Origin of the sequence: Chitinophaga parva, assembly GCF_003071345.1 — a bacterium.
In the GTDB taxonomy this organism is placed as follows: Bacteria; Bacteroidota; Bacteroidia; order Chitinophagales; family Chitinophagaceae; genus Chitinophaga; species Chitinophaga parva.
The window spans coordinates 1,646,379-1,661,130 of the sequence record NZ_QCYK01000001.1 but is presented as its reverse complement, the minus strand read 5'-3'; the positions used below and the strand labels follow the sequence as shown (position 1 = coordinate 1,661,130).

Genomic DNA, 14,752 nt, shown 5'->3' with positions numbered 1-14,752 from the left:
TTTTATTAGATAGTTAAATTGATAGATTGTTAAATTGTGAGATCATGATCCTGCAGGCTATTTAAGCTGCAGGTACTTATTCGCATTCGGTACATCCATGGAGGCCAGGAGCTGTGACACTCTTCCTTTTTCCTGTGGCGTGGCCCGGTTGAAGATGCGGAACACCTCTTCGTTCTTAGCCAGGAAGAATACCTGCAGCAGCATGGAGTTGGGCACATCGTCGTTGATGGCAGCCAGCATGTTCACGCAGTTGATGATGGCGCCACGGCCCCGTGCTGCATCATCATACATCACGTCCAGGCCCTGGCGGTGATACTGGTACATTACATCATGGAAGCGTGCAAACTTCACATTGGTAAGATTATCTATCAGCCAGTAGCGGTTACGGTTGCCCTCAAAGGCTTTCCAGCCGGCAATGTCTTTGCCGTCCGGTGCATTGTTCACAATGTTGAGCGCTTTTTTAAAGAAGGGATCCCCGCCGCGGGGGGAGAAGGAATCGTAGTCCAGCCCCAGGATCACGTCCACGTAATAGGCCAGTACAGCGGTCAGGTTGGCCGCCATGGGGTCACTGCCGGCTACGCGGGTATCGCTGAATTCGAGGCTTTGGAACTCGGCATATTTAAACACCACGTTATTGTCCTGGAAGTTAAACAGGGTGCTGGTATAATTGGTATTGTACACCGGGCGGGTGGCCTGCACGGTGAGGTTGGCCCGGTAAGTGCCGGAGCTCACCTCCGCGGTGATGTTGAGCAGGAAATTGCACTCTATCCGTTCTGCCGGTGCAAAGGCGTCATCACTCCAGCGGCGGTTGTTGAGGAAGTCCTTGATGGCGCTTTGCAACGTGTTGTACACCCGCTTGTCCGTGGTGTTCTGCACGGAAGACGCCACCACGTTCACCGTGGCGCGCAGTTCCTGGGCGGAAGCGGAAAAGCCCGTCAGTATAAGGATAGCCGCCAGTAAGGTATGCAGGGGTTTATGCATGTTGCAATGAAATGATAGCGTTCACAATTTCCCTGGCCACCGCTTGCTTGGATTGCAGCGGCAGGGCGGTTTCTTTACCGCGGTTGTCAAACAGGGTCACCTTGTTGGTATCGTGGTTAAAGCCTGCGCCGGGATCGGCCAGGGAGTTGAGCACCACCAGATCCAGGTTCTTCTCCCGCAGCTTCTTTAACGCGTTTTCCCGCTCGTTATTGGTCTCCAGGGAAAATCCTACCAGCACTTGTTCCGGTGCCTTGTTATTACCCAGGGTACGCAGGATGTCGTGTGTTTTTTCCAGTTCCAGCACCATGCCGCCCTCCCCTTTCTTGATCTTCCTATCCGCCACGTGCGCGGGGCGGTAGTCGGCCACTGCCGCGGCCATCACGATCACGTCTGCCATGGGATATTCGGCTACGCAGGCGCTGAACATGTCCGCGGCCGATTGTACCGGGATGGTCTTTACACCGGCGTGGCTGGTGCTCAAATGCGTGGGGCCCAGCACCAGTTTTACTTCGGCGCCGGCATCGGCCAGGGCTTCCGCAATGGCAATACCCATTTTACCACTGGAGCGGTTGCTGATATAGCGTACGGGATCAATAGCTTCCACCGTGGGGCCGGCGCTCACCAGGGCTATCTTGCCGGCCAGCGGCCCGCTGGATGCGGCCTGGGGAGCAGTAGTATTTTTAGCGAAATGTTGCTGCAGGAAGGCCACTATCGTTTCCGGTTCCGCCATACGGCCTTCGCCAAAAAGCCCGCTGGCCAGTTCGCCTTTCTCCACGGGGAGCAGGGCATGGCCGTAATTGAGCAGTTGCTGGATATTGGCCTGGGTGGCCTGGTGGTGCCACATGTCTTCATCCATGGCAGGTGCAAAACATACCGGGCAGGTGGCAGACAGGTAGGTGGCCAGGAGCAGGTTATCACAAAAGCCGTGGGCCATCTTGGCAATGGTATTGGCAGAGGCGGGCGCCACCAGCATCACATCCGCCCAGCGGCCCAGCATCACGTGGTTGGTCCAGGTGTTATGCTCCGACAGCTCGGTCACTACCTCGTTTTTAGAGAGGGTAGACAGGGTGAGCGGCGTAATAAAAGTGGTGGCGCTGGGGGTCATGATGATCTTTACAACCGCACCTTCTTTTACAAGCAGGCGGGTGAGGGTTGCCATTTTGTACGCGGCAATGCTGCCGGAAATGGCCAGGAGAATTTTTTTTCCTTGTAACATAGGGCAAAAGAAAAGCGGCAACGGCCCAGGGGGCAATTTCCAAATCTACAATTTCCTAGGGACAAAGCAAACTCCGCCCCGGACTTAGCTGCAATTGGCAGTGACTACCACAAACGACAATTTCCAAAAGCCAAACCTTATGAAAGTTTGATTTTTGGAAATTGTTGATTAGAAAGGGCTGATGCAATCAGCTAAACAGGTCGTCGTCGTTCTTGCGGAAGTAGATCTTGTCGTCCAGGAACTCTGCAGTGGCCTGGATGGCAGGATTGGCCATACGCTCATAGAAACGGGAGATCTCGATCTGCTCTTTGTTCTCGTGCACTTCTTCCAGGTTATCTGTGTGCGTGGCAAATTCGTCCAGTTTGGAATGGAGCTCTTCCTTCACAGAGATATTGATCTGGTTGGCGCGCTTGGCGATCACCGCGATAGACTCGTACAGGTTGCCGGTACGGTTCTTAATATCCGTTGTGTTTTTGGTTTCTACCCAGGGATTCAGGTTACTGGGCAGATTTCGCTTTATTTTGCTCATGTTCCAGGATTTTGATGTTGTTCTGTGCTAAGTTATAATATTTTTCAGCGTCCGGCTTCAGTTTGCTCTGCCCGTAGTGGTCATTGAAGTCCATATATTCGGTGAGCACGGCCTGGTAGCGTTCCAGCTGTTTTTCGGGAATGCTGATCTGCGCGTAGCGGTAGCTGGAGCGGATCGCATATAATTTATAGCCATCGCCTTTATCGGAGTCCGGGTAGTTGCGCATCAGGCTTTTGAAGGCAATGTTGGCAGCTTTGTAATAACCCAGGTTGAAATATAATTCGGCGGCGTTGAATTCTTTTTGTTCCAGTTTTTTGCGGCACAGTTCAATGAGCAGGTTGGCCTCGGGCACTTTATCACCGTTGGGGAACTCATTGATAAAGGTCTGCAGGGCGGAAATGGCCTTGATGGTGTTGGTCTGGTCCAGGGGCACCTTCGGCGATTGCTTATAGTAGCAGAAAGCCTGCATATAATCTACTTCCTGTGCACGGGGGCTGTTCGGAAACGCATCCAGGTAGTTCTTGAAAAGGAACGCGGCCTGTACGTAATCCCGCAGGTTATAGGAGCAATAGGCATTGCGGTAGTTGATATCCTCAAACTTATCCGTACCCTTATACACCGGGCGCAGTTCTTCATAGAGCTGCTGTGCCGTGGCATATTTCTTCTTATCGTACAGTTTATTGGCGTAATCCAGTTTTCTCTCAGGATCACCGCTCTTCTCAATACGATGCAATTCGCGGTTACAAGCTGATGTAAGGATCAGGACACAAAGACCACTATGTACTAAAAATTTCCGCATAAAGGACTGCAAAGGTAAGGATTTAAATGAAACGTAAATGTAAATAAGGGAATTGAGGTGACTTGTTAAAATTTATTTAAAACCTTACCGGCCACCGGAACCATTTCCGGATCTCAATTTTCCCAAACAGCGGGCTTCCCATTAAAGTGCCGGTCCGGGCAGGCACCCCCGCCATCGTTTTACCACTTTCTCCCCCGGGACCGGGAATCCCTCCACTTTTTTCCACCACGCCGCCTTTCCCCGGGTTTCAAATATGCATCGCCCCCTCGAAAGCCTGCCGGCAAAATCTACCGTTTCCCACTTTTACCGGACGAAGCCACGCCTAACACCTTCATTTTATCCTAAAACCACCCGTTTTCTCCATCTACAGTCCGGCCCGCCGGGTGCAGCTCTACTTGCTGAAAACCGCTTCCATGGCGCAGCATTCGCAGTTATTCACAATTAATTCCGTCTCATCAACATTTTATCCACAACTCATTCTCATTATCCCCATAAAAGCACCCGCATTTCCACGAAGGCAGGCCATCACAGGCACGGTACACCCTGTGGAAAAAATTTAAAGTTCATTTTTTCGTTAGAAAGTGGGAAAAAGTGTTATTTTGTGTTAGAAAATGGATTTCAAGGACTTTTACCCCATGACATGAGTGGATTTCTGGGTGAATATGAAGCAACAATGGACAATAAAGGCCGTTTTCTGCTCCCTGCTGGATTTAAAAAGCAGCTCGCAGAAGACGCCCAGGGCCAGTTTGTGCTTAACCGGGGGTTTGAAAAGTGTCTCACCTTGTATCCCATGAACGAATGGCAGCCCATTTTTGAGCGCATCGGAAAGTTGAATGATTTTGATCCGAAAGTTAGGGAATTCCGCCGCTACTTCCTCAATGGCGCCACCATTCTAGAACTGGACAGCGCCGGCAGGCTGCTGGTACCCAAAAACCTGATGACCTACGCCAGTCTTGAAAAAGACATCGTGCTGGCAGCGGCCACCAATAAAATTGAGATCTGGGATAAAGTGAAATACGACGAGTTCTTTGAAAACTTCTCCCCTTCTGCGTTCAGCGACCTGGCGCAGCAGGTTATGGGAGGCGGCGATACTTCTTTCACCCTTTAATCTTTTACTGGAATGGAAGACGAACAACAATATCACCTGCCCGTACTGCTGCAGGAAGTAGTACAACTGCTCCCGGTAAACCCGTCCGGTACTTATGTAGACGCCACATTTGGCGGCGGCGGCCACTCCAGGGCCATCCTGGAAAAGCTCAATGCCGATGGACGCCTGGTTACCTTTGACCAGGACGAAGATGCCTACGCTAACCGGATAGACGACCCGCGGGTGCTGTTTATACCGCAGAACTTCCGCCACCTGCAACGCTTTTTGCGCCTGCATAACATTACCGCCGTAGACGGCGTGCTGGCAGACCTGGGTGTATCGTCCCACCAGTTCGATACCCCCGAAAGAGGCTTCTCCACCCGCTTTGACGGCGACCTGGATATGCGCATGGACCAGCGCCAGCCACTTACCGCAGCCCAATTGCTGCAAACGTATTCCGAACAGAAGCTGCAACTGCTTTTCCAGGAATACGGGGAAGTGACCAACGCCAAAACCCTGGCCCACACCATTTACACCCAGCGCCGCAGCATGCCGCTCCGCACCATTGCAGAGTTCAAACGCATGATACACCCGGTGGTAAAAGGCAACCCGGCCAAATACCTGGCGCAGGTATTCCAGGCACTCCGTATAGCGGTGAACGATGAGATGGGCGCCCTTAAAGACCTGCTCACGCAGAGCGCTGCCATCATAAAACCTGGTGGCAGGCTGGCCATCATCACCTTCCACTCTTTGGAAGACCGCCTTGTGAAGAACTTCATGAAACTGGGCAGCTTTGATGAAGTGGAATATGATGAGATCTATGGCACACCCACTACACCGCCGCTGTTCACCCCCATCACCAAAAAACCGGTGACAGCCACGGAAACTGAATTAAAGCAAAACAGCCGTTCCCGCAGCGCCAAATTGCGCGTGGCCGAACGCCTTCCATAAATGTTGATGATCGTTTTTTGTTTTTGAACGAAATGCCCTCGATTTGAGACTGTCCTTATTGAAAGCAACCCAATGCTGGGAAGTGCGGAGCAGACCGGGTTACAACAGATGAAACGCCCTCAATTTGCGACTGTCCTTGAAACAAAGCGTATGTAGCGCCCCGATTGCGAATCACCGTTTAAAACTGAAACACCGTGCAGGACGAAGCATTTTTTGATGAGACCGAACAGCTGGAGGAAGCGTCATCCGCGCCCACCGACACTGCTGCCCGCAAACGGGCCTGGCGGCTGCGCATCAACTATCGCTTCATTGTGCAGCACACCCCTTATATTCTTTTCCTGTCAGGACTGGCCCTGGTATACATTGCCAATATCCACTACACGGAAAAAAAGATCTGGGATATCAACCGGCTGGATAAAGAGATCAGAGAGCTGAAATGGGATTACATCAGCAGGAAAAGTGACCTGATGTACAATAGCAAAATGAGTGAAGTGAGTGATAAAGTTTCCGGACAGGGACTGAAACCACTGAATACGCCCCCGCAAAAAATTGAAGTAGAAAAAAAGTAATTGCAGACTAACTGACCGCCGACAACACGTGGAAATCAAGAAAGACATATTGTGGCGCGTGTATGTATGCTTTATCGGCATGTTACTTTTTGGTGTGGCCATCCTGGCAAAAGCTTTTTATATCCAGCATGTAGAAGGTCCCAAATGGCGCAGCATGTCTGACAGCATGCACACCGTAAATGTGAAGATAGAAGCAGAACGAGGCACCATTTATTCGGAAGAAGGCAGCATCCTGTCTACTTCCATTCCTTATTTCGACATCCGCATGGACTTTGCCGCAGATGGCCTCCAGGATAAGGATGGAAAGCTCTTTAAAGAAAACAAGGATTCCCTGGCAGACTGCCTGGCCCGCCTTTTCCAGGATAAGAGCAAAGGAGAATACCTGCGGGAACTGGAAAATGGCTACAAAGCCAAAAGCCGTTACTACCTGCTGAAAGAGAACATTGATTTCAGACAATACCAGCAACTGCGCAACTTCCCTTTGTTCCGCTACGGTAAGAACAAAAGTGGCATGATCGCAGAGCCCAAGAATAAACGCATCAACCCTTTCAAGCTGCTGGCCAACAGGACCATCGGGCTGGCAAGGGAAAACGCACAGAACGTAGGCCTCGAAAGAACCTACGATACCGTGCTCAGAGGGGATGCCGGCCGGCGCCTGATGCGCCAGATCTCCGGCGGTGCCTATGTACCGGTAGACGGGTCCGACATTGACCCCGAGAACGGGAAAGACATCATCACCACCCTGGATGTGAACATACAGGACATTGCCGAAAATGCCCTGATGAAAATGCTCCTTGAAAATGACGCGCAGTACGGCACCTGCATCGTAATGGAAGTAAAGACCGGCAAGGTAAAGGCCATGGCCAACCTGGGCAAACAGCCCGACGGCACCTACTTTGAAGACATGAACTACGCCCTGCAATGCACGGAACCGGGTTCCACCTTCAAACTGGCTACCGTGATCGCCGCTTTTGAAGACAAATATGCCTCCATGGATGATATGGTAGACATCAATAATGGCCGCTGGCAGTTTGGCCGGCGCACCATCTTTGACAGTGAGCCCCATCCCGGCATTACCAACGTTACGATCAAGCATGCATTCGAGATCAGCAGCAACGTAGGCATGGCCAAAGTGGCCTACACCTACTACGGCCGCCACCCGAATGATTTTGTGAAGCATATCAAAGCGCTGAAGCTGGACCAGATCACCCACATTGACCTGGCAGGTGAAGGAACGCCGGTGGTAAAATCCACCAGCAGCCGTAGCTGGAGCAATTCCACCCTGCCCTGGATGGGCTTTGGTTATGAAGTGCTCATCAGCCCCCTGCAAACCTGCATGCTTTATAATGCAGTGGCCAACGGCGGCAAAATGATGAAGCCCTACCTGGTAAATGCCATCCAGGAATACGGCCAGCCGGTAAAGACCTTTGCGCCCACCGTGGTGGTAGACAGTATCTGCTCTACCAACACGCTGAAGCAGGTAAAGAAAATGCTGGAAGGTGTGGTGATGAATGGTACGGCAAAAGCATTGTGGACACCGTACTACAATTTTGCAGGCAAAACCGGCACCGCCCTGATGGCCAATGGCAGTCATGGCTACGCCGATAAGATATACCAAAGTTCTTTCGCAGGCTATTTCCCGGCAAACAACCCGCAGTACACCTGCGTGGTGGTGATCCGCAATAAGCCACACGCCACCAAGTTTTACGGCGGCTCTGTGGCAGGGCCGGTGTTCCGCGAAGTGGCAGACCGCCTCTTTGCCATGAACGTGGAAAGACAAAGAACGCCCAGGCAGCGCATCGCCCTGGATAGCGGCCTGGCCATGAAAACCACCAGGGCCGCTGCCTGGAAAACGATCATTGAAACGCTGGAACTACCCGCCCACGACGAGGACATGCCCGGCGTGAAATGGGTAAGCGCCAGGATAGACAGCAGTCATAAAGTGCAGTTGGACCCAATGGACAATCCAACTACCAGTGAAGTGCCGGATGTAACAGGCATGGGCCTGAGAGATGCACTGAACCTGCTGGAAAATGCAGGCCTCAAAGTACAGGTACGCGGGGCCGGCAAAGTAAAAACACAATCCCTGCCCGCAGGTACGCCCCGCGGCAGTGGACAAACCATCGTAATTGAACTGAGCTGATGAAAACGCTGCAGGAAATATTATACAATGTGCACATCGTGGCAGTGCAGGGCAATAATGACATTGCCGTGCCGGCCCTCCGCATAGACTCGCGCGCCATTGCGCCGGGGGATGTGTTCATCGCCATTAAAGGTGTACATGCAGACGGGCACCAGTTCATTGCCAAGGCACTGTCGCAGGGCGCTACCGCCATTGTCTGTGAAGTGCTGCCGGATGAAAGACCGGCCAACGTATGCTTTGTACAGGTGAGCGACAGCGCCCTGGCCTGCGGCATCATGGCGGCCAACTTTTACGATAACCCTTCCCAGAAACTGCAACTGGTGGGCGTTACCGGCACCAATGGCAAAACCACCATTGCTACTTTGCTCTTTAATCTATTTACCAAACTGCGCTTCCATTGCGGCCTCATCTCCACCGTGGAAAACCGCATTGGCAACGAAATAATACCGGCCACCCACACCACTCCGGATGCCATCAGCCTCCAGGCTTTGCTGGCAGACATGGTGGACGAGGGCTGCGCCTATGCTTTCATGGAAGTGAGCTCGCACGCCATCCACCAGCAACGTATTGCGGGGGCTAAGTTTGCCGGCGGCATTTTCAGCAATATCACCCACGATCACCTGGATTACCACAAAACCTTTGATGAGTATATCCGTGTGAAGAAGATGTTCTTTGACGGGCTGCCGTCTTCCGCCTTTGCACTCACGAACCTGGATGATAAACGGGGCAACGTGATGCTGCAGAACACCAAGGCAAAAAAGGCCAGCTACAGCCTGCGCACGATGGCGGATTTCAAGGGCAAGATCCTGGAGAACAGCCTTACAGGGCTGATCATGCAGGTGAATGAGAAAGAAGTGCATTTCCGCCTCATCGGCGAGTTCAATGCCTACAACCTGCTGGCCGTGTATGGCGCCGCCACCCTCCTGGGCCAGGATAAAGACGAAGTACTGCAGGCCCTGAGCGCCGTTACCGGTGCAGAAGGCCGCTTTGATTATATCGTGAGTGACAGGGAGCGGGTGATCGGCATCGTGGACTACGCGCATACGCCGGATGCATTGCTGAATGTATTGGCTACCATCAACAACCTGCGCAAAGGCCACGAGAAGATCATCACCGTAGTAGGCGCCGGCGGGGACCGTGACACCACCAAAAGGCCGGTGATGGCCCAGGTGGCAGCTGAGCGCAGTGACCGCGTGATCCTTACCTCGGACAATCCCCGTTCTGAAGATCCCGGTGCCATCATTAAAGAGATGGAAACGGGCATCCCGGTAAACCTGCTCCGCAAAACGCTGAGCATCGTGGACCGCAAAGAAGCCATCAAAACAGCCGTAAGCCTGGCCAACCCGGAGGACATCATCCTGGTAGCAGGTAAAGGCCACGAAAAATACCAGGACATCCACGGGGTAAAACATCCCTTTGATGACAAACAAGTGCTGAAAGAAATGCTGGCCCTGTTGGGAAAATAGAAGATTAACAGCGACACCGATCCGAAATATGCTATACTACTTATTCAATTATTTAAAAACAAATTTCAACCTGAGTGGTGCAGGCGCCTTCCAGTACATTACGTTCCGCGTAACACTGGCCCTGCTGCTGTCGCTGGTGATCTCGCTGCTGCTGGGTAAGCGCCTGGTGCAGTACCTGCAGAAAAAGCAGATCGGTGAAGTGATCCGTACACTGGGCCTTGCAGGTGAGAACCTGAAGAAAGGCACGCCTACCATGGGTGGCCTGATCATTCTCTCTGCCATCATCATCCCCACCCTGCTGTTTGCACAGGTAAACAACGTGTATATCTGGCTGATGCTGCTATGTACTGTGTGGTTAGGGCTGATCGGTTTCCTGGACGACTATATCAAAGTATTCAAAAAAAATAAAGAAGGCCTGGCCGGCAAGTTCAAAGTGATGGGCCAGGTAGGCCTGGGCCTCATCATCGGGCTCACACTGTACTTCAATAACGATGTGGTAGTAAGCCGCGAGCTGATGAACGCCAAGCTGTCCACCGGTGAGCATGTGGCCAAGAACCACCAGGAGCGCGTCACCAAGGACGGCCACCGCTTCACGGATGTAAAAACACCGATCACTACCATCCCTTTCGTAAAGAACCATGAGTTCAATTATTCAAAACTGATCTCCTGGATACCGGGTGCTGAAAAATTCACCTGGGTGCTGTACGTGATCGTGGTGATCATCATTATTACCGCGGTGAGTAACGGGGCCAATCTTACAGACGGGCTGGATGGCCTGGCCACGGGGGTTTCGGCGGTCATAGGAATGTGTCTCGGGGTGTTTGCCTATGTATCCGGCAACATCCAGTTTGCAGAATACCTGAACGTGATGTACATCCCCAACCTGGGCGAACTGTCCATCTTCATTGCAGCATTTGTGGGCGCCTGCGTGGGTTTCCTCTGGTACAACGCCTTCCCGGCGCAGGTGTTCATGGGCGATACCGGCTCCCTGGCACTGGGTGGCATCATTGCTTCCCTGGCATTCATTGTAAGAAAGGAATTACTGATACCCATTTTCTGCGGCATTTTCCTGGTGGAAAATCTCTCCGTGGTACTGCAGGTGTCTTACTTCAAATACACGAAGAAAAAATATGGTGAAGGCCGCCGCATCTTCCTGATGTCGCCCCTGCACCACCACTACCAGAAATTGGGGTACCACGAAAGTAAAATAGCCGTGCGCTTCTGGATCGTGACGATCATGTGCGCTGCATTTGCCATCGCCACCCTGAAAATACGCTAAGCGAAAAAGAAACGACAGACTAACTAACGACCATGGCAAAACTCATCATACTTGGAGCCGGTGAAAGCGGTGTAGGGGCTGCCCTGCTGGGCAAACAGCAGGGGTATGAAGTGTTTGTGTCAGACGGGGGGACCATCAAGGATATCTATAAACATGAGCTTGCGCAGCAGGAGATACCCTTTGAAGAAAGCCACCACAGCTGGGATAAGATCCTCGGGGCAGACGAGATCGTGAAAAGCCCGGGCATACCCGAGAAAAGCGAGGTGATGAAAAAGATCCGCGCCGCCGGCATACCGGTGATCTCCGAAATAGAGCTGGCCTGGCGCTACAGCAAGGATGCCAAGATCATTGCCATCACGGGTAGCAACGGTAAAAGCACCACCACCGCGCTGACCTACCATATTTTTCATACTGCCGGCCTGCCGGTGGCCATGGTAGGCAACATCGGTATCAGCTACGCCAAACAGGTAGCTACAGACCCACAGGAATATTACGTGATAGAGATCAGCAGTTTCCAGCTGGACGATATCAGGGATTTCCGCCCGCACGTGGCCATTTTGCTGAATATTACCCCGGACCACCTGGACCGGTATGAATATAAAATGGAGCACTACGTGGCGTCCAAGTTCAGGATCGCTATGAACCAGGCAGCAGATGATTACTTCGTTTACTGCAAGGACGATCCCGAGATCATGCACTATTTACAAACTCATTCAATTCGTTCAACCTTAATACCCTTTACGATTATGGAACCACTGAAAGAAGGCGGATCAATGACAAATGACCAGATTAATATCACGGTGAATGGCGAGACGGATATCGTATCGATGTATGATTTGGCGTTGAAAGGAAAACATAATATTTACAACTCTATGGCAGCAGGAATAGCCGGCCGCACGATGAATATCCGCAAGGAAAAGATCCGCGAGAGCCTTGCCTCTTTCAAGAGCCTGGAGCATCGCATGGAGTTTGTAGCTACCGTGCGCGGGGTAGACTTCATCAATGACAGTAAGGCCACCAACGTAAACTCGGTATGGTTTGCGCTGGAAAGTATAGAAAACCGCCCCATCATCCTCATCATGGGCGGCGTGGATAAAGGCAATGACTACAGCGCCATCCGCGACCTGGTGAAGGAAAGAGTGAAAGCCATCGTGTGCCTGGGGGTAGACAACCACCTGATCCAGGATGCGCTTTCCAACGATGTACCGCAAATGGTAAGCACAGATAATATGGAGGATGCCGTTAGATCTGCCTTCCAGCTGTCTGCCAAGGGAGACGTGGTATTGCTCTCCCCTGCCTGCGCCAGCTTCGACCTGTTTAAGAACTACGAAGACCGCGGCCGCAAGTTCAAGGAAGTAGTGCGCGAGCTTTAAGTGTGAATGGTTAACGAATATAAATAACGAGCACCATGGACGGTTTACTGCAAAGAGCGAAAGGTGATAAAGTGATCTGGACGATAGTGGCTTTCCTATCGGTAGTAAGCCTCCTGGCTGTGTACAGCTCCACCGGCTCGCTGGCATACCGCATGCGGCAGGGGCACACAGAATATTACCTGATCAAACAGCTTACCGTGCTGGGTTTGGGCCTGCTCATCATCTACTTTGCGCATAAGGTGAACTACACGGTGTATTCCCGCATTGCGCAGCTGGGCATGCTCATTTCCATACCACTGCTCTGCTACACGCTGGCATTTGGCCGTAACCTGAACAGCGCCGCGCGCTGGATCAACCTGCCGGTGATCAACCTTACCTTCCAGACATCGGACATCGCCAAGCTGGCCCTGTTCATGTATGTATCCAGGATGTTGTCGCGCAAGCAGGGTGTGATCACCGATTTTAAAACGGGCTTTTTGCCCATCATTTTACCAGTGGGTTTTATTTGCCTGCTGATCATGCCGGCAAATATGAGCACGGCGTTGCTGCTGGGCGCCAGCTGCATGCTGCTTTGCTTCATAGGGCGTGTACCGGTTAAGTTCCTGGCAGCCATGGTGGGTTGTATGGCAGGCATTGTGCTGTTGATGTTCATCTTTGCCAAACTAAGTGGTAATGACCTGCGTACCAAAACGTGGATTGCGCGCGTTGAAAGTTTCATGGGTGGCGGGGATAAAGAACAACCCTACCAGGTGCAGCAGGCTAACATTGCCATTGCAGAAGGAGGCATACTTGGAAAGGGCCCCGGCAACAGCAATCAACGCAACTTTTTGCCGCACCCATATTCTGATTTTATTTATGCGATCATAATCGAAGAGTATGGTATCTTTGGCGCCTTTTTGATCCTGATGGCATACATGCTGTTGCTCTTGCGCAGCATCCGCATTTTCAAAAGGTGCCCGTATGCATTTGGTGCATTCCTGGCGCTGGGCCTCAGTTTTACCCTGGTGATCCAGGCCCTTTGCAATATGGCGGTGAACGTGCACCTGTTCCCGGTTACAGGCGTTACACTGCCTATGGTAAGTATGGGTGGCTCGTCAGTGATCTTTACCAGCCTGGCCATCGGTATTATCCTGAGTGTATCCAGGAACGTGGAAGAAACAGAATTGAAACGTATAGAAAAAGAGCGCATGGAACGGGTGCTGCAGCAGCAACGCGAGGCAGGCCTTAACATGGCAGTATAAAATTGCACAATAAAGATTTATGCAACGCAAAGTAATCATAGCAGGAGGGGGTACCGGGGGACATATCTTCCCGGCCATTGCAATTGCCAATGCGTTGAAAACCCAGGCCAAGGGCGATATCGACATCCTGTTTGTAGGCGCCAAGGGCAAAATGGAAATGGAGAAAGTACCGCAGGCAGGTTACCGCATTGAGGGGCTGGAGATCGTAGGTTTTAACCGCAGCAATATTTTCAAGAACATCCTGCTGCCGTTCAAACTGATCAAAAGCCTGGGCCATGCAAACCGCATCCTGCGCGAGTTTAAGCCGGATGTAGTAGTGGGCGTAGGCGGCTTTGCCAGCTTTCCCATGCTGGACCGCGCACAGCGCCACGGCATTCCTACCCTCATCCAGGAGCAGAACTCCTTTGCAGGCAAGGCCAATAAAGTACTCTCGCACAGGGCGGCCCGCATCTGTACCGGTTATGACGGCATGGAAAAATTTTTCCCTGCTTCCAAAATATTAGTGACGGGCAATCCCGTTCGCAGCAGCATCACCCAAAGCCACGCCACGCGCCATGAAAGCCTGGTACACTTTGGACTGGATGCCAACAAGAAAACCGTGTTCGTGGTAGGCGGCAGCCTCGGGGCCAAGTCTATCAACGAAGCCATTCACGCACTCCTGGCCTCCTTCGTGGAAAAAGACGTGCAGCTGATCTGGCAAACCGGCAAACCTTATTTTGAAACAGCCAAAGCCGCCGCGGCCCCCTTCTCCTCACACGTGAAGGTGCTGGAATTTATCACGAACATGGACCAGGCCTACGCCGCCGCTGATGTAGTGATCTCCCGCGCAGGCGCACTGGCCATCGCAGAGCTCTGCGTGGTGAAAAAGGCAACGGTATTTGTACCCTACCCCTTTGCCGCGGAAGATCATCAGACTTCCAACGCCATGAGCCTCGTGAACAAAAAAGCAGCACTGCTGCTCAAGGATAATGAAGTTGGCGCGCAATTAGGCACTACCCTGTTCAGTCTTTTGCAGAACAAAGCACTGATAGAACAGCTGGAAACCAATATTGCAAGCCTTGCAAACCCGCACGCTGACCAGACGATCGCGGAGGAAGTATTAAAATTGGTTCGTTAGA

General features: G+C 52.1%; 13 protein-coding genes. 9 read left to right on the top strand and 4 right to left on the bottom strand.

The window, feature by feature from the left end; all coding sequences use genetic code 11:
* Positions 1–57: 57 nt before the first annotated feature.
* The 4 genes from porD to DCC81_RS07070 all read right to left on the bottom strand — a co-directional run bounded on the left by porD (position 58) and on the right by DCC81_RS07070 (position 3,525).
* The gene (gene porD / locus DCC81_RS07085) at positions 58–981 is read right to left on the bottom strand and encodes a type IX secretion system protein PorD (protein WP_108685860.1); all 924 of its coding nucleotides are present in this window, start codon (positions 979–981) and stop codon (positions 58–60) included.
* Positions 974–2,197, bottom strand: a complete 1,224-nt coding sequence (gene coaBC / locus DCC81_RS07080; protein ID WP_108685859.1) for a bifunctional phosphopantothenoylcysteine decarboxylase/phosphopantothenate--cysteine ligase CoaBC — start codon at positions 2,195–2,197, stop codon at positions 974–976. Before coaBC ends, porD begins: the two co-directional genes overlap by 8 nt.
* A gap of 187 nt (positions 2,198–2,384) precedes the next feature.
* Complete coding sequence (locus DCC81_RS07075) at positions 2,385–2,726, bottom strand: DNA-directed RNA polymerase subunit omega (protein WP_108685858.1); 342 nt, start codon at positions 2,724–2,726, stop codon at positions 2,385–2,387.
* Positions 2,695–3,525 (bottom strand): outer membrane protein assembly factor BamD, encoded by an 831-nt coding sequence (locus DCC81_RS07070; protein WP_108685857.1) that lies wholly within the window; start codon positions 3,523–3,525, stop codon positions 2,695–2,697. Before DCC81_RS07070 ends, DCC81_RS07075 begins: the two co-directional genes overlap by 32 nt.
* A 640-nt stretch (positions 3,526–4,165) precedes the next feature.
* Between DCC81_RS07070 and mraZ the strand changes: the two genes are divergently transcribed.
* The 9 genes from mraZ to murG all read left to right on the top strand — a co-directional run bounded on the left by mraZ (position 4,166) and on the right by murG (position 14,751).
* Positions 4,166–4,633 (top strand): division/cell wall cluster transcriptional repressor MraZ, encoded by a 468-nt coding sequence (gene mraZ, locus DCC81_RS07065; protein WP_108685856.1) that lies wholly within the window; start codon positions 4,166–4,168, stop codon positions 4,631–4,633.
* A 12-nt stretch (positions 4,634–4,645) separates the two neighbouring features.
* Positions 4,646–5,563 (top strand): 16S rRNA (cytosine(1402)-N(4))-methyltransferase RsmH, encoded by a 918-nt coding sequence (gene rsmH / locus DCC81_RS07060; RefSeq protein ID WP_108685855.1) that lies wholly within the window; start codon positions 4,646–4,648, stop codon positions 5,561–5,563.
* Between the two features lie 194 nt (positions 5,564–5,757).
* Positions 5,758–6,132, top strand: a complete 375-nt coding sequence (locus DCC81_RS07055) for an FtsL-like putative cell division protein (protein WP_108685854.1) — start codon at positions 5,758–5,760, stop codon at positions 6,130–6,132.
* A gap of 28 nt (positions 6,133–6,160) precedes the next feature.
* Positions 6,161–8,275, top strand: coding sequence for a penicillin-binding protein (locus DCC81_RS07050; protein WP_108685853.1), 2,115 nt, complete (start codon positions 6,161–6,163; stop codon positions 8,273–8,275).
* Positions 8,275–9,741: a UDP-N-acetylmuramoyl-L-alanyl-D-glutamate--2,6-diaminopimelate ligase gene (locus DCC81_RS07045; RefSeq protein ID WP_108685852.1), complete on the top strand. Its 1,467-nt coding sequence runs from the start codon at positions 8,275–8,277 to the stop codon at positions 9,739–9,741. The genes DCC81_RS07050 and DCC81_RS07045 overlap by 1 nt, the downstream gene beginning before the upstream one ends.
* Positions 9,742–9,769: 28 nt before the next feature.
* Positions 9,770–11,020 (top strand): phospho-N-acetylmuramoyl-pentapeptide-transferase, encoded by a 1,251-nt coding sequence (gene mraY, locus DCC81_RS07040; protein ID WP_108685851.1) that lies wholly within the window; start codon positions 9,770–9,772, stop codon positions 11,018–11,020.
* A gap of 32 nt (positions 11,021–11,052) precedes the next feature.
* Positions 11,053–12,393 carry a UDP-N-acetylmuramoyl-L-alanine--D-glutamate ligase gene (gene murD, locus DCC81_RS07035; protein WP_108685850.1) on the top strand — a complete coding sequence of 447 codons (1,341 nt, stop codon included), beginning with the start codon at positions 11,053–11,055 and terminating at the stop codon, positions 12,391–12,393.
* A gap of 35 nt (positions 12,394–12,428) precedes the next feature.
* Positions 12,429–13,634, top strand: coding sequence for an FtsW/RodA/SpoVE family cell cycle protein (locus DCC81_RS07030; RefSeq protein ID WP_108685849.1), 1,206 nt, complete (start codon positions 12,429–12,431; stop codon positions 13,632–13,634).
* A 19-nt stretch (positions 13,635–13,653) separates the two neighbouring features.
* A complete protein-coding gene (gene murG, locus DCC81_RS07025; protein ID WP_108685848.1) occupies positions 13,654–14,751 on the top strand; it encodes an undecaprenyldiphospho-muramoylpentapeptide beta-N-acetylglucosaminyltransferase in 1,098 nt (365 codons plus the stop codon).
* Position 14,752 lies beyond the last annotated feature (1 nt).

Bases quoted from the DNA above. Each gene is read 5' to 3' on its own strand.
- rsmH (WP_108685855.1), top strand. From the start codon at position 4,646: ATGGAAGACGAACAACAATATCACCTGCCCGTACTGCTGCAGGAAGTA.
- mraZ (WP_108685856.1), top strand. From the start codon at position 4,166: ATGAGTGGATTTCTGGGTGAATATGAAGCAACAATGGACAATAAAGGC.
- porD (WP_108685860.1), bottom strand. From the start codon at position 981: ATGCATAAACCCCTGCATACCTTACTGGCGGCTATCCTTATACTGACG.
- DCC81_RS07070 (WP_108685857.1), bottom strand. From the start codon at position 3,525: ATGCGGAAATTTTTAGTACATAGTGGTCTTTGTGTCCTGATCCTTACA.
- murG (WP_108685848.1), top strand. From the start codon at position 13,654: ATGCAACGCAAAGTAATCATAGCAGGAGGGGGTACCGGGGGACATATC.
- DCC81_RS07030 (WP_108685849.1), top strand. From the start codon at position 12,429: ATGGACGGTTTACTGCAAAGAGCGAAAGGTGATAAAGTGATCTGGACG.
- DCC81_RS07075 (WP_108685858.1), bottom strand. From the start codon at position 2,726: ATGAGCAAAATAAAGCGAAATCTGCCCAGTAACCTGAATCCCTGGGTA.
- mraY (WP_108685851.1), top strand. From the start codon at position 9,770: ATGCTATACTACTTATTCAATTATTTAAAAACAAATTTCAACCTGAGT.
- murD (WP_108685850.1), top strand. From the start codon at position 11,053: ATGGCAAAACTCATCATACTTGGAGCCGGTGAAAGCGGTGTAGGGGCT.
- coaBC (WP_108685859.1), bottom strand. From the start codon at position 2,197: ATGTTACAAGGAAAAAAAATTCTCCTGGCCATTTCCGGCAGCATTGCC.
- DCC81_RS07045 (WP_108685852.1), top strand. From the start codon at position 8,275: ATGAAAACGCTGCAGGAAATATTATACAATGTGCACATCGTGGCAGTG.